At 60.5% G+C, this 23912-nt stretch carries 21 protein-coding genes and 1 pseudogene; 3 read left to right on the plus strand and 19 right to left on the minus strand.

Translation table 11 applies throughout. The features are described from left to right. The first annotated feature begins 53 nt into the window (after nt 1-53). The gene (locus tag Q7S58_RS11585) at nt 54-1214 is read left to right on the plus strand and encodes a methyltransferase domain-containing protein (protein ID WP_304825326.1); all 1161 of its coding nucleotides are present in this window, start codon (nt 54-56) and stop codon (nt 1212-1214) included. 41 nt (nt 1215-1255) lie between these two features. Here the strand turns inward: Q7S58_RS11585 and aroF are convergent, their stop codons facing one another. Further along, nucleotides 1256-2275 carry a 3-deoxy-7-phosphoheptulonate synthase gene (gene aroF / locus Q7S58_RS11590; RefSeq protein ID WP_304825329.1) on the minus strand — a complete coding sequence of 340 codons (1020 nt, stop codon included), beginning with the start codon at nt 2273-2275 and terminating at the stop codon, nt 1256-1258. A gap of 158 nt (nt 2276-2433) precedes the next feature. On the opposite strand from aroF, the gene Q7S58_RS11595 reads away from it, so the two are divergent. Beyond that, the gene (locus Q7S58_RS11595; protein WP_304825332.1) at nt 2434-3189 is read left to right on the plus strand and encodes a DNA repair exonuclease; all 756 of its coding nucleotides are present in this window, start codon (nt 2434-2436) and stop codon (nt 3187-3189) included. Between the two features lie 92 nt (nt 3190-3281). Here Q7S58_RS11595 and Q7S58_RS11600 read toward each other — a convergent pair whose 3' ends face one another. The 13 genes from Q7S58_RS11600 to Q7S58_RS11660 form a co-directional block, all read right to left on the minus strand. Beyond that, nucleotides 3282-3698, minus strand: coding sequence for a response regulator (locus Q7S58_RS11600; RefSeq protein ID WP_304825335.1), 417 nt, complete (start codon nt 3696-3698; stop codon nt 3282-3284). A gap of 351 nt (nt 3699-4049) precedes the next feature. Beyond that, nucleotides 4050-5678, minus strand: coding sequence for a chaperonin GroEL (gene groL, locus Q7S58_RS11605; protein WP_304825337.1), 1629 nt, complete (start codon nt 5676-5678; stop codon nt 4050-4052). A gap of 71 nt (nt 5679-5749) precedes the next feature. Next, on the minus strand, nt 5750-6037 hold the full coding sequence (groES, locus tag Q7S58_RS11610; RefSeq protein ID WP_304825340.1) for a co-chaperone GroES: 288 nt from the start codon (nt 6035-6037) through the stop codon (nt 5750-5752). Between the two features lie 409 nt (nt 6038-6446). Further along, a complete protein-coding gene (gene cyaY / locus Q7S58_RS11615; protein WP_304825343.1) occupies nt 6447-6767 on the minus strand; it encodes an iron donor protein CyaY in 321 nt (106 codons plus the stop codon). Nucleotides 6768-7090: 323 nt separating this feature from the next. Continuing rightward, a complete protein-coding gene (locus tag Q7S58_RS11620) occupies nt 7091-7372 on the minus strand; it encodes a DUF507 family protein (protein ID WP_304825346.1) in 282 nt (93 codons plus the stop codon). Between the two features lie 17 nt (nt 7373-7389). Then, nucleotides 7390-7665: a DUF507 family protein gene (locus Q7S58_RS11625; RefSeq protein ID WP_304825348.1), complete on the minus strand. Its 276-nt coding sequence runs from the start codon at nt 7663-7665 to the stop codon at nt 7390-7392. Nucleotides 7666-7686: 21 nt separating this feature from the next. Then, a complete protein-coding gene (locus Q7S58_RS11630; protein WP_304825351.1) occupies nt 7687-8496 on the minus strand; it encodes a hypothetical protein in 810 nt (269 codons plus the stop codon). Between the two features lie 131 nt (nt 8497-8627). Further along, nucleotides 8628-10496, minus strand: a complete 1869-nt coding sequence (locus tag Q7S58_RS11635) for a radical SAM protein (protein WP_304825354.1) — start codon at nt 10494-10496, stop codon at nt 8628-8630. A gap of 149 nt (nt 10497-10645) precedes the next feature. Continuing rightward, nucleotides 10646-13021, minus strand: coding sequence for a phosphoenolpyruvate--protein phosphotransferase (gene ptsP, locus Q7S58_RS11640; protein WP_304825357.1), 2376 nt, complete (start codon nt 13019-13021; stop codon nt 10646-10648). A gap of 179 nt (nt 13022-13200) precedes the next feature. Then, nucleotides 13201-13947: a CehA/McbA family metallohydrolase gene (locus Q7S58_RS11645; protein WP_304825360.1), complete on the minus strand. Its 747-nt coding sequence runs from the start codon at nt 13945-13947 to the stop codon at nt 13201-13203. A 31-nt stretch (nt 13948-13978) separates the two neighbouring features. Further along, the gene (locus Q7S58_RS11650; protein WP_304825363.1) at nt 13979-14545 is read right to left on the minus strand and encodes a peptidylprolyl isomerase; all 567 of its coding nucleotides are present in this window, start codon (nt 14543-14545) and stop codon (nt 13979-13981) included. 101 nt (nt 14546-14646) lie between these two features. After that, nucleotides 14647-15429 carry an alpha/beta fold hydrolase gene (locus tag Q7S58_RS11655; protein ID WP_304825366.1) on the minus strand — a complete coding sequence of 261 codons (783 nt, stop codon included), beginning with the start codon at nt 15427-15429 and terminating at the stop codon, nt 14647-14649. A gap of 159 nt (nt 15430-15588) precedes the next feature. After that, entirely contained in the window at nt 15589-16851 is a 1263-nt protein-coding gene (locus Q7S58_RS11660; RefSeq protein WP_304825369.1) for an LLM class flavin-dependent oxidoreductase, read from the minus strand. A gap of 468 nt (nt 16852-17319) precedes the next feature. On the opposite strand from Q7S58_RS11660, the gene Q7S58_RS11665 reads away from it, so the two are divergent. Next, nucleotides 17320-18123, plus strand: a complete 804-nt coding sequence (locus Q7S58_RS11665) for a hypothetical protein (protein WP_304825371.1) — start codon at nt 17320-17322, stop codon at nt 18121-18123. A 95-nt stretch (nt 18124-18218) separates the two neighbouring features. On the opposite strand, the gene Q7S58_RS11670 is transcribed toward Q7S58_RS11665, so the two are convergent. The 5 genes and pseudogenes from Q7S58_RS11670 to Q7S58_RS11695 form a co-directional block, all read right to left on the minus strand. After that, nucleotides 18219-18926 (minus strand): hypothetical protein, encoded by a 708-nt coding sequence (locus Q7S58_RS11670; protein ID WP_304825374.1) that lies wholly within the window; start codon nt 18924-18926, stop codon nt 18219-18221. A gap of 359 nt (nt 18927-19285) precedes the next feature. Beyond that, a pseudogene (locus Q7S58_RS22185) lies at nt 19286-20571 on the minus strand (glycosyltransferase family 87 protein). A 165-nt stretch (nt 20572-20736) separates the two neighbouring features. Beyond that, on the minus strand, nt 20737-21081 hold the full coding sequence (locus tag Q7S58_RS11685; protein ID WP_304825382.1) for a DUF6285 domain-containing protein: 345 nt from the start codon (nt 21079-21081) through the stop codon (nt 20737-20739). Between the two features lie 98 nt (nt 21082-21179). Continuing rightward, nucleotides 21180-22181, minus strand: coding sequence for a phosphotransferase family protein (locus Q7S58_RS11690; RefSeq protein ID WP_304825385.1), 1002 nt, complete (start codon nt 22179-22181; stop codon nt 21180-21182). A 321-nt stretch (nt 22182-22502) separates the two neighbouring features. Continuing rightward, nucleotides 22503-23783 (minus strand): acyl-CoA dehydrogenase family protein, encoded by a 1281-nt coding sequence (locus tag Q7S58_RS11695; RefSeq protein WP_304825388.1) that lies wholly within the window; start codon nt 23781-23783, stop codon nt 22503-22505. Nucleotides 23784-23912: the final 129 nt, after the last annotated feature.

Below are 23912 nucleotides of genomic sequence, written 5' to 3' on the forward strand. Positions count from 1 at the left end.
TCGATCGCGGAACCGCGCGACGATTAGCCAGGCGGCCGGACCCGCGCACAAAAATGAGAAGCGTCGAACGTGCGCATCAGATGCGCCGCAGTCCCGCGCGTCCGCGCGATCGCGCCGCGCCGCATCCGCTGCGGTTCGGACCGAATCTATACATCGCGCATACGCAGCCGGGATTCGAAACGATCGCGGCTGACGAGATCGAATCGCGAATCCGCGGCGCTCGCGAAATCACGCGGCGCGCAGTGCCCGATCGCGCCGGCATGTCGATCTTCTTTGCGCCCGCGCCGCAACCGATCGCGAGCCTTCGCACCGCGGAGGATATTTTTGCGCTCGCGGGCTATCGCGCCGGACTCGCGCCGGAGACCAGTTCGCTCGAAAAAATTCGCGGCGCGGCGCGCGACGCTCCCTTCGTCGAGGCCGGCGTGCAGTGGCGCGTCCATTTTTCACCCGGCAGCCGCGCGGGCCGGAGACTCAGATTTCGCGTCGTCGCGCGCATGGCGGGTGAGCATGAATTTCGCCGCGTCGATTTTCAGCGCGTGGTCGAGCGCGGAATCCTCGAGCGGCGCGATCACACGTGGCGTCTCGACGAAGCCGACGCCGACGTCGAGTTCTGGGCGACGATGATCGACACAGAATTTTTCATCACGGTGCGGCTCAGCGACGACCGGATGCGCCATCGCGACTACAAAACGGCGCATCGGCCCGCGTCGCTGCGTCCTGCGACGGCCGCCGCGCTCGCATGGCTCTCGTCGCCGCAGGATGACGACGTGGTGCTCGATCCATTCTGCGGCGCGGGCACGATTCTGATCGAGCGCGCGCATCTGGGGCGCTATTCGATGCTGCTCGGCAGCGACCGCGATCGCGAAGCACTCGCCGCGGCCGAGGCGAATGTCGGCAATCGCTACCAGCCGATCAAACTCGAAAATTGGGACGCCGCCGCGATACCGCTCGAGGCGGGCAGTGTGGATGCGATCGTCACCAACCTGCCGTGGGGCATCAGGTACGGCACGCACGGCGAGAATCGCAAGCTGTATCCGCGATGGTTCGCGGAGTTCGGCCGGGTGCTGAAAAGCGGCGGCCGGATGGTGCTGCTAACCGCCGAATGGCGGCTGATGCGCGATCTCGAGCGTGCTCGAAAAATCGCACCGGAAAAAACGTATCGCGTTTCGATCCTCGGCACGCCCGCGGCGATCTACGTTTGCAAGAAAATCTGATCCTTCCGCTCGAGCTTCGAATTGCTCGATCAGATTGCTCGTCAGATAGTGCGGCCCACCGCTTCGGCGAGCGGCTTGAGCGCCTTCATCAAATTGGCGAATCGCGCGGGCTTCAATTGTTGCGGACCGTCGGACAGCGCGCTCTCCGGCTTCGGATGCACTTCGATCAGCAAGCCGTCCGCGCCCGCCGCGATCGCCGCCAGCGCCATCGGCGCGACCAGCGAGTAAATGCCGGTGCCGTGACTCGGATCGACGACGACCGGCAGATGCGACCATTCCTTCAGCAGCGGCACCGCGTTCAAATCCAGCGTGTTGCGCGTCGCCGTTTCGAAAGTGCGGATGCCGCGCTCGCACAGGATGACGTTCGGGTTGCCCTCGGACAGGATATACTCCGCGGCCATCATGAATTCTTCGAGCTTGGTGGACATCCCGCGCTTGAGCAGAATCGGCTTGTTGGTTCTGCCGAGCCGCCGCAGCAGCGAGAAATTCTGCGCGTTGCGGGCGCCGACCTGCAGCACGTCGGCATGCTCAACGACCAGATCGATGTCGTGCGGATCCATGATCTCGGTAACGACCGGTAATCCGACGCGGCGGCCCGCCTTCTCCAGCAGCACGAGGCCCTCGCCTTCCATGCCCTGGAACGAGTACGGCGAGGTGCGCGGCTTGAACGCGCCGCCACGGAGCATGTGAGCACCCGCAGCTTTGACCGCGTCGGCGGCGGCTTCGATCTGCGCCTCGCTCTCGATCGCGCACGGACCCGCGATCACCGCGAGTCGTTTGCCGCCGATCTCGGCGTTGCCAATCCTGATCGTCGAGCCCTCGGGCCTGACCTCGCGCGAGGCGAGCTTGAATGACTTGACGACCGGCATCACGCGCTCGACGCCTGCCACCGATTCGAGGTGCGTCAGTTGATGCTTTGCGCCGCGCTCATCGCCGACGCACGCGACGACCGAGCGCTCGATGCCGCTGATTACGTGCGCCTTGTAGTCGAGGTCCTCGACCATCCGGACGACGGCCTGGATTTCTTCCTCGGTGGCGTGAGCCTTCATTACGACAATCAAAAGTTGAACTCCCTCGGCCCGATTATTCAGCGAATTAGCGCTTGGATGCCGACCTGCGATAGAATGACTCAGGAAAGTCTAGTAATTCTAACGTTACACCGGTCTGCGATCGACAGGAGTTGAGCACCGCGCGCGGGCGCGACGCGACGGAGACTAATTTGCCAGGCAAACCGCAACGGCCGCTTCGGATTATCCATACGTCGGACGTGCATCTCGAGACCGATACCTTCGGTTCCGGCGAGCGCGGAGTCCAGTTGCGCGATCGCGTGCGCACTGCGTTCGGCCGCGTGATCGATATCGCCAATGATCGCAGCGCCGACTTGTTGCTGATTGTCGGCGATCTGTTCGATTCCGCGCGCGTCAGCGAAGAAGGCCTCGCGTTTGCGCTCGGCACGATCGGGCGCGCGCAGATGCCGGTGGTGATGATCCCCGGCAATCACGACGCGCACGACGAGCGCTCGATTTACGCTGGCTTGGCGCCGAACGCACTGCCTGAGAATCTGCATCTGATTCTCGAACCCGAAGGCAAGGTGCTCGATTTCGATCATCTGGCGACTCGCGTATGGGGTCGCGCGCTGGTCGAGCATTCGCCCGACTATCGGCCGCTGCACGGCGTTCCCGAGCGGGAGGACGGGCTCTGGAATATCGCGCTGGCGCACGGTTTCTTCATGGAAGAAGGCGAGATGGAGCGGTCCTCGCCGATCACGCCGCAAGATATCGAGCGCAGCCGCTACGATTATATCGCGCTCGGCCACGTGCACATTTTCAACGACGTATCGCAGGGGAACACCCGCGCCTTCTATTGCGGCACGCCCGCACCGCTTTATTCGAGTGATAATTCCGGCTGGGTGCTATGGGTGAACTGCGTCCCCGGCGAGCCAGTCGCAGTCGAGCGCCTGGTAGTCGGCGAATAGTTTCACCCCGCGCAACTGCTCGCACTGACGATTCGTTCCAGGGTCCGCAACGCGACCCATTTTGAAAGTCGCTTCGCGACTCGCCGAGACCTTCAGCGTCCCGACGCGGCACCGTCGCTTCGCTTGAGTTCAGGATAGATCTCCGAGAGTCGCCGCCACATCAGCTCGAGCGTGTAACTGTCGAACGACTCGATAGCGAAGTCGAGCGCGCCCTCGCGAATGAACACTTGCGCATCGTAGGGATGCCGCGACGCATTGACGATCACGATCGAGGTTTCAGGCGATTCGCGGCGAATCGTCCTGAAGACCGAAACCGTGTCGTAGCCGCCGGTCGATCTAAGACCAACGTCGAGCGTGACTACGTGCGGGCGCGTGGTGCGAAACAGATCGATAGCCTGGCGGGCGGTTTCCGTCTCGGCGACGACCTCGCATCCGCCGCATTCGAGATGCTGGCGAATAACGTCCCGGGCGGCTGGCGAGCAGTCTGCGATCAATACACGTACTGACATCGATTTTCTCCAATACGCTCGCTCTGCCCCGGTGCCACAAGGTTCAGCGACGCAATTGCTCCGTACGTGAGCAAGGGTGAGGCCAAGAACGGCAGATGCTGGATTGGGTGCCAATCGTTCGCAGAAGGTACTGGACACCTTTCCAAAAAAGACGATTTGGCTGCCGCGAAAGATGAATCCTAACAAAACAGCCTCGCGATGCGGTAGCAGGGGCGCGATTTTGTTGCATCGCCGTGACAGCTAATTGAGTCTGAAGAGAAGGTCCAGCCGCAAAAAAAAACGACGGGATCCGAAGATCCCGCCGTTCAACTAATCGCATTCGAGCTGCGAGCCGCAGATGCAATCGGATGATTACATCATGCCGCCCGGAGGCATCCCGCCCGGCATCCCGCCACCGCCCTTCTCGTCTGGCTTCTCGGCCACCATGCACTCGGTGGTCAGCAACAGGCTCGCGACCGACGCCGCGTTCTGCAACGCGCTGCGCACGACCTTGGTCGGGTCGATGATGCCGGCCTTCATCAGATCCTCGAACTCCTCGCTGGCTGCGTTGAATCCGAAGGGGCCCTTGTTGTTCTTGATTTTGTCGACGACGACCGAGCCTTCCCAGCCCGCATTCGACGCAATCCACCAAGCCGGTCCTTCGACCGCCTTCTTGATGATCGCGATGCCGACCTTCTCGTCTTCGCCGGCGCGGAGGTTATCGAGCACGCCTGACGCGCGAATCAGCGCGACGCCGCCGCCCGGGACCACGCCTTCTTCGACCGCGGCGCGGGTTGCATGGAGCGCATCCTCGACGCGCGCCTTCTTTTCCTTCATTTCGATTTCCGTCGCCGCGCCGACGCGAATCACCGCGACGCCGCCGACCAGCTTCGCGAGCCGCTCCTGCAGCTTCTCGCGATCGTAGTCCGAAGTCGTCTCTTCGATCTGCGCGCGAATCTGCTTGATGCGCGCCTCGATGTCGTTCTTCTTGCCGGCGCCGTCGATGAGCGTGCAGTTGTCCTTGTCAACGACCAGGCGCTTGGCACGGCCGAGATCGCTCAGCGTGATGTTCTCGAGCTTGAGTCCAAGCTCCTCTGAAATCGCATGTCCGCCGGTGAGAACCGCGATGTCTTCAAGCATCGCCTTGCGCCGATCGCCGAAGCCCGGCGCTTTGACCGCGACGCACGACAGCGTGCCGCGAATCTTGTTCACCACCAGCGTGGCGAGCGCCTCACCTTCGATATCCTCGGCGATGATCAGGAACGGCTTGCCGCTCTTGGCGATGGTCTCGAGGATCGGCAGCAGGTCCTTCATCGAGGAGATCTTCTTCTCGTGGATGAGGATGTAAACGTCCTCGAGCTTCGCTTCCATCCGCTCCGGATCGGTCACGAAGTACGGCGAGAGATAGCCGCGATCGAACTGCATGCCCTCGACCACTTCAAGCTGGGTCTCGAGGCCGCGCGCCTCTTCAACCGTGATGACGCCTTCCTTGCCGACTTTTTCCATCGCCTCGGCAATGATATCGCCAATCGTCGAGTCGTTGTTGGCCGAGATGGTCCCGACCTGGGCGATTTCCTTGCGATCCTTGGTCGGCTTCGACAGATTCTTCAATTCGGCGGTGATCGCCTCGACGGCGCGGCTGATGCCCCGCTTGAGCGACATCGGATCGTGCCCGGCGGCAACCATCTTGATGCCCTCGGTGAAGATCTGGCGCGCGAGCACGGTGGCGGTGGTGGTGCCGTCGCCGGCGATGTCGGAGGTCTTCGAGGCGACCTCTTTGACCATCTGCGCGCCCATGTTCTCGAACTTGTCTTCGAGCTCGATTTCCTTGGCGACGGTGACGCCGTCCTTGGTCACGGTGGGAGCGCCGAAGCTCTTTTCGAGCACGACGTTACGGCCCTTGGGGCCGAGGGTTACGGTGACTGCGTCGGCGAGGACATTCACCCCTTTCAGGATTTTCTCGCGCGCCTCTTGTGCGAAACGTACTACCTTTGCAGGCATGGTTTTTTAGCTTCTCCTGGGTTCAAGTTCGTCGAAAAGATCCGTTTGCAACTGCCGGAACAGCGGGTCGCCTATTCGAGGATTCCGAGGATGTCGTCCTCGCGCATAATGATTAGATCTTCGCCCTCGAGCTTGATCTCGCTGCCCGAGTACTTGCCGAACAGGATCTTGTCGCCCACCTTCACTTCGATTGGGATGAGCTTGCCCTCGTCGTATTTGCCCTTGCCGACGGCAATCACTTTGCCTTCCTGGGGTTTTTCCTTGGCGGTGTCGGGAATAATGATGCCGCCCTTGGTCTTCTCTTCTTCCTTGATGCGCTTGATCAAGATGCGATCACCAAGCGGTCTGAATCCTTTCATGGGGAACGGGAGCCTCCTTGCCTTGCTAACAGTGAATTGATTGACCGGATGGAGTCCGGTCCGGACGAAACGTAATCATTCCGTGGGATTTGTCAATTGGCACTCGCACGTCGCGAGTGCTAACGGCATACTAGCGCCATCGCCGGGAAATGCAAGCCCTGTGAACAACCCTGTGGAGGAACCTTGCTCATCGCTCGGCTCTTTCCGTCATCCCGAGCGAAGGGCTGCCGGAGTCGAGGGATCTCGATCGAGCATCGCGAAACGTCGACCAGCGTGAGCGAGCCCGACTAGACCTGCTTCGGCATCTCACTCTTGTCACTCAGAGCGCAGCGAAGAATCCCGGATCTTTTTGCTGTTAGAAGCAGGCCAAAACCATCTGTCGCGAAGCGGGTGAGGCATCAGGAGGCCGTCAGAATGTGACGGGGTGGGCGATTTGCTCGGAGATTGCCTCGGCGAGGCGAGGATACAGCTCGTGGGCGTCCTTGTCGTCGAGCCAGGTCGCGCGACTGGCGTCCCACTTGTAGTGGAAGCCGTGCGCGCCGGCGGCGAGCCACATCTGCTTCATCTGCGATTGGCGGCTCAGCACGAACTTGGCGCCGTCGGCGAACTCGATATTGACGACGCCCTCGGCGGCCGAGAAATCGACCTCGTCGGGATCGAGATCTTCGAGCCACTTCGCGACCTTGGCAAGGCAGGCGTCGGAGAGTTTCAGAAATTCTGCGTCGTCCATGATTTAAACTTTTCCTAATTGCTGATTTTTGCAGAATCTGATCGCTCTCCACTGTTGTCGCCTGGTCGCCAATGTTTGTCATTCTGAGCGAAGCGAAGAATCCCTTCTTTGCCTCGCCCGCTTCGTTGCGGGAGAGGCGGCCGAGGCGCTTGCGACGAGGCGGTGAGGGTGCAGACGGCGCAAGCAAAAAGATCCGGGATTCTTCGGCGTCGCAGCCTTGGCCTCAGAATGACAAAGTGGTCGGCCTCGCCGATCGTGAAACAAAGCAGTCGTCGCTCTGTGCCGAAACAAATTCACAAGCTTTCCGGATGACACAAAAATAATCAACGCTGCTGGGGACCTTTCTTGCGCAGTTCTTCGTCGCGATAGCGCTTGAAGAGGATCGTCCATTCGTTCGAGCCTTCGACGACGCCGCGCTTGATCGACGATATCTTGCGCCGCACGATCGCGTCGATTTCGTCGCCCTGCTCGCTGAACTGAGCGACCAGTTCGCGCGCCTGGCGGAGCGCCAGCGGAAAATTCGATATCTCGGCCAATCCTTCGTCGCGGAGTTTTGCGAGCGATTCGCGCGCGAGGAACAGCACTCGTGCTTCGGTAAATTTCATTTCAATTCAGATCGATCTTACAGCGTGAAGTTTTTCTTCTCGGCGAGGCGCTGGCGAATCAGTCCGCGCAGCCGCGTAACGTCGAGGCGGGTGTCGCGGCGCGCTTCGGCCTCGGCCATCTGGTCGGCCTCTTCGTCGATTTTGGCTTCGGTTTCGAAATTTTCAGACATCAACTCGACCACGCAAGCGACCAGGTCCTTGAGGTCGGCTTTGGGCTTGACTGCGCCGCGATCGACGAGGCCCTGCACCAGATGATTCGCGAGCGCGTCGATTTGAGCTTCCCGAACCGCCATGGGTAGTTCCTTGCCCGCGCGTCAGCGGGGCTTCTTGGCGTTCTCTTTATCCTGCTCTTCCTTGTAAACGGCGTCCATCTTGGGTTCGAGGACTTCGTAAAATTCCTTGATATGGCCGATGTTGGCGGCGAGGTCGCCGGGAAACCATCGCAGCATCGAGGTCGAATCGGGGCGCGCGGTCCCCGAGCGCGAGCATACGTCGATATCGCCGGACGGCAGGATGGTGATTCTGACGTCGTCTTCCCAGCCGAAGATGCGCGTGCGGTAGATGCAATCGAGCGTGTAGTTATGCGGGTCGGCCTTGATGATTTTCCAGCCGCCGAGCGAATTGACGGTCTCCTGCGACAACTGAAACAGCTTCTGGCGCGAGAGGCCGGGGAAACCGCGGCGAATCAATTCCGGAAAGACGTCATCCTCTGGCGTCACACCAACGGTCGGAGTTGGCGTCGGTGTGGCGGTCGGGGACTGCTTCGCGGCGGCGATCAACTGGCGCATCTTCGCTTCTTCGGGCGACATCGGTACGGGCGACGGCGCCGCGGCGGCGTGGAGCACGCCGTTCGGCCCCATCTCGCAAACCACGCTGCCGTGGCCGTCTTTGCTGGCGGCGGCCGAATTCATCGTGACGAATCGAATCACGCGCTGCCTGGCGCCGGGCTTTTCGAAGGGCGTCTCGTTGTTCATCATGATCGCGATGCCCGCCACGGCGCCGGCGAGGCCGGCGGCGAAAATCACGAGCCGCAGCAATACGAAGAAGATTCGGCGCAGGAACGGCACGAAGATCAGCACCGCGACGGCGACCAGCGCTGCGACGAGAATCGGCAAAGTGAACATGCTCGGATGAATGCCTATCTGTTTTTGGAGGGAGTGCGCAAGCGCGTTTTCATAGCCTGAGCCAAAAACAACCGGCGCGATCTTTGAGGATCGCGCCGGCCTTTACGATTCGATAGTTCTTGTCAGCTCGATCAGGCGGGCGCTGCGGCGAAGCCCTCTTCGCCGTCGCCGCGCAGGATCGCGTCGAAGCGCTTGCCGAGATAGAAGCGGCGCGCTTCGTCATCGGTGACGGTGGCGCGGCGCACGTCACGGCGGCGAATCGGCCAGATGCCGCCAACCATCGGATGGCGCCCCTGCCGGTAGCTGAAAAAATAATAGGTGAACTGGCGGAGCACCGCGCGACGCGACTCGGCGTCGAGATTACGGCCTGCGCAAACGGTGAAAATCGTGTGCAGCAAGCGCGGAATCGAGTAGAAACCGAGGAACGCATCGCGATACGCGCCGAGCCAGCTTTCCGTGTCGAGCTTCTCGTGCTTCAGCGTCACGTGCTGCGAGTCGAGCTGGTTGAAATCCCAATCGATAATCGAGCCTTCCTTGGTGAAACGGACCTGGTCTTCGGTGCCCGGCAGCGGCGTCATGATAAAGAACGACACGATATCGAAGCCGATCTTCTTGAGCGTCGCCGCGGCAACGCGTCCGCAATCGGGGCCGTCGAACGGGAAGCCCAGCATGTAGCCCGCATGCACCGATACGCCGACCTTGTGCCAGTTCTCGACGACGCGCTTGTACTTGTCGATCACGTGGGCGCGCGCCGCTTCGATTTTCCACTTATGCTGGCGATCGTCGGTGTTCTGATACTTGGTCGCGAAGTTCAGATTGTCGGGATTGAGCGACTCGATTCCGACGAATGCCTGGTAGCATCCGGCGGCGGCGGCCAGTTCGGTAAATTTGCGGCTGCGGCGATGCTTGGCGGTCTCGGCCTCGCCCTCGGCGACATTCGCGTAGCATGACGCGTCCACGTCGACCTGCATCATGAAGGAGAGTTTCGGGTACTCTTTCTTCACGTCGATCAGGCCGGTCAGAATTTCTTCCCATCGCGGCGAGCGGAAGAAGTCGTCATCGACCAGGAACAGCGATTCGATACCGTGATTGCGGCACGCATCGCGCACCCAACTGACGACCGAATCAGGTTCGCGCGAGCGCATCGTGCGCCCCATCACATTTTTTACGCTGCAGTACGAGCAGGTGAAGGGGCATCCGCGCGAGGTATCGAGCGTGGTCATCGATTCGTTAAAAAATCGCGTTAGATATCGATCGTCGAGCACCGGCAGCAGCGAGTCGGTAATCAGCGGGACGATGATGTCGTCCTGGCCGGTCTTGGCGCGGATACCTTCGGTCACGGTGTAATGCTTCTGCAGGTCGCCGCGGAGAAAATCCTCGACGATCGCGCCCCAGATATTTTCCGCCTCGCCGACCACCGTGGTGACGCCGCATTCGTTTAGAAATTTGCATGAATCGGGGAACCCGCTGACGTGAAAACCACCCATCATGGTGGGCAGTCCCTCGGCGACAAATTGCAACGCGAGATCGCGCCCGCGCGGATACTGATTCGATTGCACGCCGGCCAGCCCCATCAGCAACTCGACGCCATCCTCGCGCGCCTTCTCCTTGATTGCCGTGATGGTCTGGGGGCTGACGATGCCGTCACATATCTCATCCCAGATGACGGTCTCGAGGCGGACATTGCGCTCGCCGGCGCAGCGCTTGTTGAACGCCTCATTCAGGGCGGTCAGGACGGTCAAAGTGTTGTTGGGCTGGACGCCATAGCGGAAATATTGGACGTAGCCCTCCTCGTCGTAGCGGGAGGGTTTTATGAAATAAACCCGGATTGTGCGGCAGGGCTCCGGCTTGACCGCCCCGTGGGCGAGCGCGGCTTGGGTTGCCGTCAATTGCAGCGTGACCGTCGAGCGATTTCCGCCGTAGCGACTCGTCCCGAGCAGCCAGTAGAGTACCGCTGCGCCGAAGACGAGGAATATTCCAAAAAAAGCAAGCAATACCATCAACAGTTCCTCTTCCACCCCACCTTATCTTGTTTCATCGACGATACCTAACCAGTCGGTCAGAGTAAACTATCCCAGACCCGACCAGTCAAGATTTCAAGATAAAAGTGGATGCTAAACACTAACCAATTCCGGGCCGGGGATTCGGATCAACGATACATCTCGACCAGGTTGATCAGCCCCAAATCCCGGTAGCGCTCAACCAGGTAGCCCTTGACCTCCTGCACGGTGGCCATCTGCAGCGTTTCGCGAGCGATGAGCCGCGCAGTTTGATAGTCTACCGCGCGAATCACCTTTCGCACCACCGGAATAAAGAGGGGGCTGAGGCTCATTTCGTCAAGGCCCATACCGACTAGCAATAACGTCGCCAACGGGTCGCTCGCCATCTCGCCGCAGATGCATACCTCCTTGTCGGCGGCGCGAGCGACATTGACGACTTCGGCGATCGCGGAAATCACCGCGGGATGCAGCGCCTCGTAGAGATGCGCGACGCGCGGATTGTTGCGATCGGCGGCGAGCAGGTACTGAATCAGGTCATTGGTGCCAACCGAGAAGAAATCGACTTCGCGGGCGAGGCGTGGCGCGAGCCACACCGCCGACGGCACTTCGACCATGATGCCGACTTCGATTTGCGGATTGTGCTCGAGGCCTTCGGCGAACAGCTCGGCTTGCGACTCGGCGAGCAATTCCTTGGCGCGGCGCAACTCCTCGAGGCTCGAGATCATCGGAAAAAGAATCCGCACGTTGTGGCGCGCGGCCGCGCGCAAGATTGCCCGCAATTGAACCTTGAACAGTCCCGACATCTCGAGCGAGATACGAATCGAGCGCCAGCCCAAAAATGGATTCTCTTCGCGCGGCACCCGCATGTAGGGCGGATACTTGTCGGCGCCGATATCGAGCGTGCGAATCGTCACCGGACGCTTGCCGACCTGCTCCAGTATCCGGTTGTAGAGCGCGAGTTGCTGCTCCTCGTCGGGAAAATCCTCGTAAGTGAGAAAGGAAAACTCGGAGCGCAGCAGGCCGATCCCCTCGGCGCCGTAGCGCAGCGCCATATGGACGTCTGGCAGCAGCGCGATATTCGCGAGCATCATGACGCGATGCCCGTCGCGGGTCGCGGTCGGTTCGTCGCCCTCCTCAATCAGTTCCTTCTTGAAGGCTTCATAGCGCTTCGACAGTCCGACGTAGTCACGCTCGATCTCGGCGCTCGGATTGACGTAAACGACGCCCGAGTTGCCGTCGAGCACCAGTTGATCGCCTTCGACGATCGATTCCATTAGATGCTCGACGCCGACCACGGTCGGAATCTCAAACGCGCGCGCCAGGATCGCCGCATGCGAAGTGACGCCGCCCGATTGCAGCGCGATGCCAACCAGCTTCTCGTGCGACACTAGCGTCATCTGCGAGAGCGTCAGCTCCTCCGCGACAATGATCGTCGCCTTGGCAAAAGCGCCCTTCTTGTCTTCCTGCCGGAGATGGCGCAGCACGCGATGGCCGACGTCGCGAAAATCGGTCGCGCGCTCGCGCAGATAACTGTCGGCGACCGCAAGCATCGAGGCGCTCAGTTCCTCGATCACGCGAAACAGCGCGCTCTCGGCGGTGTAGCCGTCGGCGATCGCTTGCCGGATGCGTCCGATGAATTCGTCATCCTCGAGAATCATGCGATGGCCGTCGAAGATCTGCAGATCGGAGTAGCCCATCATCGGCTCCATCCGGGTCTTCAGCACGCCGAGCTCGTGCCTGGATCGGACGAGCGCATCTTCGAGACGGCGCGCTTCCAACTTTGGATCGCGCGAGCGCTGATTGCGTTCGACGGTGCTTAGAAAAGTCCCGACGATATGCGCGTGGCCTTGCGCAAATCCGGGCGAGGCGGAAAGTCCGACCAGGCGCGGGCGGCGGATTTTCATCGGCGTCGCGACCCGCGTCTTGCCGCCGACCTTCTCGTAGTCCTTGAGCTGGCGATTCGCCTCGATCATGCGGCGGCGATATTCGAGCCGTTCCTTTTCCTTGGTCGCAAGCGTCTCGCGCAGTCGAAAGTGCGACAGGATTTGTGCGACCTGGTTGGCCGCGGTGCTGAGCAGGCGGATCTCACTGCGCGTGAATTTGCGGCGCTCGAGCGTCTGCGTGACCAGCACCCCGAGCGGCTTCTTGCGGCCGTCCTGAATCGGCACGCCGAGAAATGTGTGGTAGCGCTCCTCGCCGGTCTCGGGAAAATACTTGTAGCGCTCGTGGCTGATCGCGTCGGGTACGTAAACCGGCGCCTGCTTTTCGAGCACCATCCCGACGAGCCCTTCATCCATGCGCATTGAAACTTTGCCGACCGACTCACGATCGAGCCCGATAGTCGCTCGCAGCGTTACGCGCTCACGCTGCGGATCGAACAGATAGAGCGAGCAGACTTCAGCCTCCATGCCATTGGCGATCGTCTCGACGACGCGGTCCAGTGTGTCGCGCAAGTCGTCGGAATGCTCCCCGCTGATGGCGGAGAGATTTTCGATCAACGCGAGGCGATCCTTGTTGGTACTCATCGGTAAAAAACAGCTGCGGCGCGAGCAGTTTATCGCAGTGATTGGCGGGCAGACAATGACGCGCGCCGCAAAGCGCGATCAATTCAAGAATATTTCATCGCGTGGAAGTTGAATTTTCCTTTCAATTTGGCTGAGAGACGAAATGAAAGGAAAGATGCACGGCGACCTGGGTGACCGTCCTATTGCGGGAGCAGATAATCCGGCAGATCGAACCGGGCGAGCGCATTTTTCAGAAGGCCGCGGCCGGCACGGCATCGACCCGCCTTGATCGCGTCGATCAAGTCGCGCTCGGTCTTCACCGGCGCGTCGAGCAGCGTCGTGACGCATCCAACGGAGCCCGCCGAATGCGAATCCGAGCCCGCGACTTCCGCCATCCCGAGATGCCGCGCGACTTGTAGCGCGAAAACATTTTCGTCTTCGCTACATGCGCCGTTCAGCACTTCGATCGCATCGACGAGTCCGAAAATTTTGAGCTTCGCCGCACGATCGGGAAAGGTCGGATCGATCGGTTCGTGATCGGGATTGATAAACGAGAAGCGCGGGTCGAGCTTGTACCTGAACGGATGATTGGCGACGAGAAAGCCGCCCTCGCCGTCGATTACACGGCGCAATTCCGCGAGCTTGTAAATTCCCCCGATGTAGCGCTCGAGGCCGAACGCCCCGATATGCCCCATGTCGGTGGTGACTTCCATCCCGCGGAGAAAAATCACGCCCGAGTCCGCCGCCATCTCCGCGATCTCGCGGGAGTCCCACATCGTGTCATGCTCGGTAATACACACCGCGCCGATTCCGATCGCGCGGGCGCGCTCGACCAAATCCTTCGGCGCAAGATTCGAGTCCGAGCTGCCGCGATTGGTGTGCAGATGCAGATCGACGCTGAAGTAGGGCCCCGCGGGATGCGGGTGCCCGCTTCCTGATTCCGGCATAGTGACAGTGTTCGCCGCGCGAGGGTTCGCGCTACTTGGGCGGCTCCTTCGCGAGCGTGATCTTCTTCATGTGATCGCCCTGCTTGATCTGATCGACCACGTCCATGCCCTTGATAACAGCGCCAAAGACCGTGTATTGGCCGTCGAGACCCGGCTGCGGCTCGATGCAGATGTAGAACTGGCTGCCGCTCGACTCGCGCTGCGGATTGACGTCGTCGCCCGTCCGCGCGGTCGCGAGCGAGCCGCGCAAATGATGCTCATTCTTGTCGATCTCGGCGGGCACTTTGTAGCCGGGACCGCCCGTGCCGGTACCGTCGGGATCGCCGCCCTGGATAACGAACTCGGGGACCACGCGATGCCATTTCAGGCCGTTGTAGAAGCCATCGGTGGTGAGCTTCTCGAAGTTCGCGACCGTCTTGGGCGCAACCTTCGGATAAAGTTCGACGACGATCGTGCCGCGTTCAGTTTCGATAATTGCGTAGTGCCCTGTGTTTCTCACTGGTTGTCCATCCGCGTTGGAGCCGTTGCAGGCCGACGCGAAGACGAGGATCGCGACGAACGATGCAAGGCCCGACAATTTGAAATAGCTGCGCTTCATTGATTCGATTCTCTACCTATCGAGGAGCCGTATCGCCTGTTTGCGAGCGACCCCTCTGGAGTATTCGAGCCTAGCAGGCTTGGCAAGCGGCGACGCCGCGGTCACTTCAGAAACTTTGCGATCGTCGCGGCGAGCTTCGCTGGCTCCTCGAGCGGCATCATATGCGCGCCGCCCGCGACCAGATCGACCTTCGCGCCGGGAATGCCTTTCTTGAATTCGTCGGCATACACCTGTGGCAGCAACTTGTCGTCCTTGCCCCACACGATCAGCGTCGGGGCGGCCACGCGATGCATCCGTTTGGCGAAGCCCTTGTCGGGAATCGGCCACATGAACTTGCCGGTGCATCCGAGCGCCCACGTGATGCGGATGAAGCCCTCCTGATCCTCTGGGTTCAGGATGATTCGCTTGAGCGCCGGATGATGCTCATCCTTGTATAGCAGCGCCGGCAATTCGGTTTGCGGCGTCACGATGTAATTTCGAATCGGAGAATCGTCGCGCCAGAGCCCGAGCGGACTCACCAGCACGAGTTTGCTGACCCGGGTCGGATCGGTCGCCGCGATTTCGCCCGCGATCATGCCGCCGAACGAATGGCCCACGACAGCCGGCGATTTGAGCCCCAACTTGTCGAACAGATCATAGTAGTAGAGGACCAGATCCCACATGTCGTCGAGCGCCTTGTAGGCATCCTCGTCGCCGGTGGTGATTCCCGGATGCTCGGGCGCATAGACGGTAAAGGTCTTGCCCAGTTCGTCGAGCAGTTCGGACTCGATCGGGCCGTAGCCGCCGTGCAGATAGACGAGCGGCGCGCCGCTGCCGATTATTCTGACCTTGGGATGTACCCGGTCGCCCCACACGCTGAGCTGCTGTTCTTTTGCAGTGGCCATTTTCAGTTAGTTCCTTTCCTTGGCTCGGAATTTGTGCGCGACGACGCTCGTCCATCCGTGTCATTCCGAAGCGCAGCGAGGAATCCCGGATCCGGGTTCCCTCGTCGCTGCGCTCGCTCGGGATGACACAAAAACGCTCGAATTCGAATTATGTCGATCTCAGCGCGCCGCGGCCTGCGCGCCGTTGCCATCGAAGCCCTTGCGCTTGCCCTTGAGCGATTCCGGCCACCACTTGTTTTCCCATTCGCCGTCCCACACGCCACGGAAATGCGGCAGCACTTCCTTGCAGAAGAGATCGATGTTCTTGATCGTCAGATCATGCGGCATCGAGCCGATATGCAGCAGCACCATCAGATTGCCGACGCGCAGTTTCTTGACCGCTTCCATCAATTGCTGCCGCACAGTCGCCGGCGAGCCGGCGATCACGAACTGATTCTCGACGAAATCCTTGTACTTCCAGTTCGGGATCTTATTGACCAGATCGAACATCTGCGGATTCAGCTTGGTGACGCTGTTGACCAGGCTCTTGTAGTCCTGATTGCCCGCGACCGGGAAATATTCCGGCAGGATATGCAGGCATTTGTCGTAAAAATATCGGATGTGCTTGTAGTAGTCTTTCTCCGCCTGTTCGTCGGTTTCTGACACCGCCACCAACTGCAAAAATCCCGCGCGATACGGATTGGGATCGTGATTGCCCTTCGCGACGAAATCCCAGAAACCGTCCATCACGCGCTTGCCGAAGTTGTTGCCCCAGTAGGACAGGAAGCAGTAGCAGTGATCGTGCTTGGCGGTAAAATCCCAGGTCGAAAGGCTGCCGCTGCCCGGAATCCAGACCGGCGGATGCGGCTGCTGGATCGGGCGCGGCCACAGATTCACCATCGGCAATTTGAAGTACTTGCCGTTCCACGCGAACGTCTCGCGCGAGGTCCACGCCTTCATGATCAAGTCGTGCGCCTCGTAATAGCGCTCGCGCTGCTCGATCGGCGAGATTCCGTAGCACAAATTCACGTCCTGCGAGGTCCCGAGCGGCATCCCGGCAACCAACCGGCCGCCGCTGATGCAATCGATCATGCCGTACTCTTCGGCCACCCGAATCGGCGGATTCGAGGTCGGCAGGGTCGAGCCCATTTGCACGATCGCGACATCGGTACCGTTGGTCGCGCGCGCGAGAATCGATCCCATCAGGTCGGGATTCGGCATGAATCCGTAGGCGTTCTGATGATGCTCGTTGGTGCAGATCCCGTCGATTCCCTGTTTGGCCGCGTGAATCAGTTCATCGAGGGTCCAGTTGTAGTATTGGCCGACTTTGCGCGAATCGGCGAGTTCGCAATACGGCGGATCGACCCACACCGAGTGATAGTTCTGCTCGAAGTCCGCAGGCAGATCGCGATACGGCATAAGGTGGAACATCGAGATTTTCATCGTTGGCCTCCTGGAACGTCGTGAATCGATTCAATAACACGGCGAGCCGCCAACTCCCAACCCTCGGCATACTCGCCGGATAAACTCGTGCGATCGGGATAGACGTCGCGGGCGCGATACTCGGACGAGCTGATGCCGGCCCTGAAATGGACGCCCCTTCGATGAGCCGGATGCAGGGAAGAAAGATTTTTCCGAAACCTCCCGCAGGTTTCGGGCTTCCCGTTTAACGTAAGATGCGGGCTCCGCCCTGTTAGAATAGGAAAAGGGAGATGCTCTGGTAAAGCAAGCGCATCTCTGAATGCCGCGACGCGCTGATTGTTTTCCGAGCGCCATTTGTCGGCCACGCCGCAGTTTGCTAACTCACTGTTCGTGAATCCCAGCCGCCAGTGTCGCTCTCGCGTTTATTGGCCTAACATCTGGCGATGCCAAGTCATACGTCGAACGCCGAATCCAAAGTGAAGTCTTAGAATGAACGACGATACGCCAGCAGCAGACTCGAAGGGTTGGATGACGAATCCGTGGGTTGTCGGCTTCAGTCTGATCTTGAACGTGCTTTCCCTAGCGGCGGGCGTGTACTTCTATATCGCGAGCCAAAAATATCGGGAACTTGCATTCTATGTGCATCCAAATCGCGCTTCCATAGTCACGCCCCACGTCTCGACCGATATTCACGTCCTTTTTAATGGTCGCGAAATTGAGGGAGGTGTAACGGCCGCTCAGATTTCCATTTGGAACCGTGGAAGTGAATCGATAAAGCGAGAGGCTATCTTAGATAGTATACGCATTGTTGTGAAGCCGCCCTGCCCCATCTTGAGGGCAAACATCCAAAAGGTGAGCAGAAGCGTTGCGGGAATCTCGCTTAGCATGGATCGGTCGAACGAGGGACTGGTGCCAGTCTCCTGGCAAATCCTCGAAAAGGGAGACGGCGCTGTTGTCCAGATCATGTATGCCGGAACTGCTGACAGCCAAATCTCTGTCGTGGGCACCATTGAAGGACAGCGAGAAATTTTTGCGCTCCGATTTCCAGGTCAAATCCGGTCGGCATCGGAGCAAGTTGCCAAAGCTAGCCCAAATCCTTGGTTGTCACTTGTCTTTGGAATCGCTCTTTTGACTAATTTTTGGATTATAGGTAGCGGTCTAATGCGAAAGGGTTACCCGAGAGATCGGATACAAGCGACTGTTCTAGCTGCGATGCTTCTCGCTAATACCTCGTTTCTTCTCTACCTCGTCTACCCCTACGTGCTCAGGTCGGTCCCACCTTTTGGATACTGAACTGATGAATCTCCGCCACGCGGCCGCGCCGTGTGTTCACCTTTTCGGCGTCACATGTTTTGACGGTCCTCTGCCGCGAGACGACAAGGGCTGGGTCAGCGACCGGAACTGGCGACGGTCGCTTCTGGAAGCGGCGTTGGCCTGATTCCGATGTAGTGCAGCAACGCGGTTCGCGCGTTATCGCGAACGCGAACGAAGTCTGAGTATTTCGGCGGCGCGTTATCGCGAACACGAACTGCGTCTCCGCCTGTCTTCTCGGAGGGCAACGAAGTAGTCATGAAGGTGTCGAGAATTACAAACTTTTGCCAAGCAGGTGACTCGCCGAACAGTACGCGGATGTCTCCGGCTATCGAGAGTTGTCTTTTAGTGAAGTCAGATCCAGGTCGCTGGTTGCTGTAATAGACTTGCTTCTCAAATTCGTCCACGATTTCCATCAATTTCTCGTAGGCTTTCATGCACAATCCCACGTGCTGCTGTTGCAGCCAAAATTCGTGTTGCCGCTTTGGCAAGTACCAGGTGGAGGCGATGGCACTAATCAACGATCCGATCACGCCGCTCAATAGGCCGAGCAATATAGCGCTTCCGGTATAGCCGCCGTCGTGAGCCGCAGGAGATGTGTCGCGGCTGCTGGGCGCGCTCGTAGGGGTCTGCGCAGGCAGCGACTCAGACGTGGCTGTCGCCGCACTGGCAGCCGTCACTTGCCGAGTCGCTTGAATTGAAGGGCGTATCGCGGTGGACGGAGCCGCCGTATTAGCGGATATGGGCGATCGCGCCGCAAGGGCAAAAAAGAGCAATAGCGCCAACGTCGTCAGAATCCTTATCCGCGAACGGTGCGGCCGCGTAGCGTTAGTCTGGATCATCCGCACAGGTGATTTGAAGTGGCCGTTTCCATTCGCTCGGAACAGATTGTATCACGGCGGCGCGGCTGCCGAACGACGCCATAGCTCTGTTTTCCTGATGGCATCGTCTCGATTTCGAAACTAAACCCGAATCATCAGGTCGGGAATTCCTGGTGCCCCCTGCGGGATTCGAACCCACGGCCCAGGATTAGGAATCCTGTCTCACAGCGCGGAGCGCGCATCCTCATCCCAACGGGAAGTCCGAAACCTGCATGAGGTTTCGGCCTCCGGAGGAATGTTTCACGGGAAACACTTTGCCTAACTCATACTTCTAACAGCGCGGAGCGCGCATCTTCATCGCAACCGGAAGCCCCCGCTTTAAAATGGTCCGCCTTCCGCTGAGATTCGGAGCGGCGGACGATCAGCGCCAGCAGGACGAGGAGCAGCGGCGGCGCGAGCGGAATCCTGAAATCAATTGCGAGCGTGCGCGCGAACATCGGGAGCATCCAGGCAAACGCCAGAATCGACTTCTCCCAGCGCAGGAATCCGGTGCGACGACCGTCGAGGCTGAGCCACGCGATCGGCAACGCCAGCAGCACGAGGTCGTAGTCCATCATGTACGGCGACATCAGCATCACGCCGGTCGCGAGCGCGGCGGCCTGAATCTCGAATCTAGTGGTGCGCCGCCAAATCCAGAGCAACGCGAACACGGCGGCGCTTGCGACGATCGCTTGCGCCGCATACGCGATGTGCACGCCGGCGCCCCAGAGCCGCATCGCGGCGAACGCGCTCTGCAACTTGCCGAAGCTGCTGCCGCCCTGCTCGAGCACGACCACGCGAGTAAACGCGATACTGCCGAAGAACGCGCGCCAGGTTGCGGTTCCAAATATCGCGAGCGACATCGCCGCGAAGAGCATCGTCGTTGCGCCGGAGATCCAGAGCACTCGCCAGCGGCCGGTCGCAATCAGGAACAGCGGAATCAGCACTGCGTACTGCGGCTTGTAAGTCATCAGGCCGAACAGCACGCCGGCGAGAATCGGCCGCGAATCGATCGCGAGCAGGCCGCCGCGAGCAAAGCGAGCGTGAGGAAACCATTCTGGCCGCTGGTCAGATTGACGAACGCGCCCGGGAACGCGAGCGCGAGCCAGAGCGCATCGGCGTCGCGATCACGATCGATCAGCCGCATCGTGGCGGCGTAGAGCGCGAGCGTGACGACGGTCCATAGCAGCAGCGACCACGCATAAGGCATCGCGGCGAGCGGCAGAATTATCAGCAAGTAAGTGGGTGGATAGTGAAAACCGGCGTAGCCGACGCCTCGATACGTCGCGGCGGACTCGACCGCCCAGAGGCGCTGCACATCGTAAACGGCGGCGGGCTGGTCGTGAAGCGCGAGCCACGACGCGGCATAGGGGTCGATAAAGTCGGCGCCGATCGGATGTCCATGGGGATCGCGCAGGCCGGCGCTGGCAATCAGCCAGGCGATCGCCGCGAGAGTGAAGACGGCGAGAAGAATTCGCGGATAGAGGCGCAGCGAGCGGCGGTTGAGCCACGGCGCGTCGCGGAAGAAGGCGAGGATCGAGCTGGGGCTGAGATTATCGGAAGTCGGCATGCGGCGGCGCGTCGGCGATCGACGGATACAGTTGATGACTCCGTGATGCGCGACGCGATCAGATAGTTGCCTCAGAATGACGCCGGTGGTGTACGGAGGGAATCATTGAGGTTTACGCGACGATGGATGAGGGACTAAGGCACTAACACAAATGGCCGCGGTGGCTCAGCGGGTGAGCCATTTGGGGTTGTTGATCGACAAGGCGTCCGAGAGCGATTGGTGGAGGTGATCGCGGAGGCCGGGCAAGTCGAGCGGAACTGCGCCGGTGCGGATTTTCTCGGCCAGTTCGGCGCTGAGCGCCTCGACCTCGCCGTCGTGGCCGAGCAATTCGACCAGGCGATCGTGCTCGGCGGCGGCCTGGGTATCGCGGAGTTCGAGCTCGCGCCGCACGATGTTGAGCGCGTTGGCGGTGACGCGGGTCTTGAAGCGATGGTAGGCGCCAAGGGTGGGCATCAGCTCTTCCTCGAGGTACTTGATCGCAGCCTTAAGGAGGATCGTGGAATCGGGCATGCTGCGCGGCATAGTCAGTTGTTTCCTGCGATAGGGTAGTCAGTCAAATAGTAATTAGATACCCAGTCAAATAGTCACTGAAGTAATCGCTGAAATAGTCAGTCGCGGCCTTCGATCAGGTTGTAAAAGTCCCAGAGCGGTTCCTCGATGCGGCGGCCGATGGCGCATCGCTCGACGTTCATTTCTTCGACGCCGCGGGTGCCGAGCCCGAGGCATCCGACGGCCCACTTGACGCTGCCGAACGCTTCCCAGAAGCGGACCTGCGCGGGATCGACGCGGTGGCCGCTGGCGTGCTCGTAGGCGGCGAAGAGTTCCTCGCGGGCGCCGAAGCCGCCGACCGGCTTAGGCCCGCCGAAGCGCCAGGTTTTGACGCATACCCAGGCCAGATCCTGCATCGGATCGCCGGCTTGTCCAATTTCCCAATCGAGCAGCAGGCGGATGCCCTCTTCGCCGACGATGAAGTTGCCGAGGCGGAAATCGCCGTGGACGGCGGTGACGCGTGGATTTTTCGGCGCGTTTTCGGCGGCCCATCGGAGGCCCCATTCGAGGGCGGGAAGATGGAGGCCGCGGTACGCGAGGATTTTGCGCTGCGCCGCGACCAGTTGGCCGGGATCGAAGCGTTTCAGGAAGGGAGCGTCGGCGAGCGGGATGGTGTGAATGGTCGCCAAGATCTCACCGCACTGCTTGGTCATTAGTTTGCGCGCATTGGCGTAGCGATCGTCGCGGAGGATGCGGCCGGCGAGGGTCTCGCCGTCCACGCGTTCGGTGACGTAGCCGGCGCCGAGGCCGTCGGATGGGTCGAGGATCGCGCGGACGCGCGGCGCGGGCACGCCGACCTTGACGGCGGCTTGCATGAAGGCGGCGTCCTCCTCGGCAGTGAGATGCGGTGAGACGCCGGCGAGCGGGTCGGGCTCGTCGGTGATCGCAATACTGGACATCTGGAGGATGAAGCGTTGGCGGTCGGCGACATCGGCGTCGAAGGACCAGGTAGTTTTGTTGGCGCCGCCGGTGAGGCGCTGGAGATCGTGGATGGCGCCGGGCGGGCCGATGTGGCGCGCGACGGCGAGTTGGAGTTTGTCGGCGAAGTTATCGGCGGTCATCGGTTAACTTTGGGGTTGCGAGGGGACCTTGATTCGTCCGGTGCGCGGCTGTCGCAGCGAAATCGCCAGGAATCGGGGCGACGCACGCATTGAGATCCCTCGACTTCGGCAGCCTCCGCTGGGGATGACGGAGAAGGGGAGACGGATCAAGGCGCGGATGGGCTTGCAAGCGATCCGGCACCCTCACCTGCCTCGTCGCGTGCCGCGACTTCGGCCTCCTCTCCCGTAAAATAACGGGAGAGGGAGAAGAAGGCGGCGCGCAATGACCGGAGGTCGTCGGCTCGCTGTAACAGGAGGACGGCGCCTCAGAATGACAGAATTTCATGCGTCGGCCTGGCCGGCGCGTCCGTCCTTGAAGAAGCCGAACAGGTACTGCGCCACGCGGCGCATCTGGATTTCCTCCGAGCCTTCGGTGATGCGATAGCGGCGATGGTGGCGGAAGATGTGCTCGAAGGGCTTGTGGCGCGAATAGCCGATTGCGCCATGGACCTGCATCGCGCGGTCGGCGGCGTCGCAGACGAGGCGATTCGCGCGGAAATTGCACATCGCGACTTTGTCGGAGATCTTGAGCGCGACCTCGGGCTTGGACATCTGATCGATCTGCCAGGCGGTCTTGTAAAGGAGATTGCGGAGCATCTCAGCTTCGGTGTGGAGCTCGACCAACGGCCACTGGATTGCCTGATTCGACGCGAGCGGCTTGCCGAAGGGCTTGCGAATCCTGGCGTACTTCACGCTCTCGTTGATGCAGTATTGCGCGGCGCCAAGCGATGACGCGGCCTGGCGAATGCGATTCTCGTGGACGAAATGCTGCGCGAGCGCGAGGCCGTTTTCAGGATCGCCGAGGGTCGCGTCGGCCGGCACCATCACGTCGGTGAACGAAACGCGCGGATGATCGGTCGGCATGTTGAAGGTCCAGAGATACTCTTCGATTTTGAAGCCCGCGCTGTTGGTCGGGACGATGAAGCAGGTGATGCCGCGCGGGCTGCCGTCCTTGCCGCTGGTGCGGGCGAAGACGAAGTCGTGAGTGGCGACGTGGAGGCCGGTGTTCCACATTTTTGCGCCGGTGATGCGCCAGTGGTCGCCGTCGCGCACGCCGCGGGTTTCCATCCAGGTGGCGTCAGAGCCGTGATTGGGCTCGGTGAGGCCGAACGCGATGCGCATCGAGCCGTCGAGGATTTTAGGGATGATATCCTTCTTTTGTTTTTCGGTGCCGAAATCGCGGAACATCAGGACCGTCGGCAGGTTGCCGACGATCGAGCTTTCGTTCTGCAGATCGTTGTGGAGGCCGAGGCCCTTGGCGGCGAGGTATTCGCGGATGATCGCCATCCCGAGGTTGGTGCCATCCTTGCCGCCGTATTCTTTGGGCAGTGCGTAGCGATAATGGCCGGCCTTGTCGGCGCGACGGCGCATCTCGGCGAGCAGCGCTTCCCATTCGTGGCGCGGCAGGCCGTCGCGCTCGAAATCGGTGCGAGCCCATTCGCGGCGATGATCGAAAAATCGCTCGTTGTCGTTCTCGGCCTGGAGCGGCTTGATTTCCTTTTCGATGAAGGCGTCGAGTTCTTTGAGGTAGGCGCTGATATCAGCGGGGATATTAAAGTCCACGGGAAATCTCCTTGAGGCGAAACCGTTATTAGCGAGGCCTACCAGAGTGTGGATTGAAACGGCAAGCGGAAAGCAGTCGCGCGCGGAGATGCGACCCTACCCAATCCGGCGATGACGTGCTTTACATCT

It is taken from the genome of Candidatus Binatus sp., assembly GCF_030646925.1.
Classification (GTDB): domain Bacteria; phylum Desulfobacterota; class Binatia; order Binatales; family Binataceae; genus Binatus.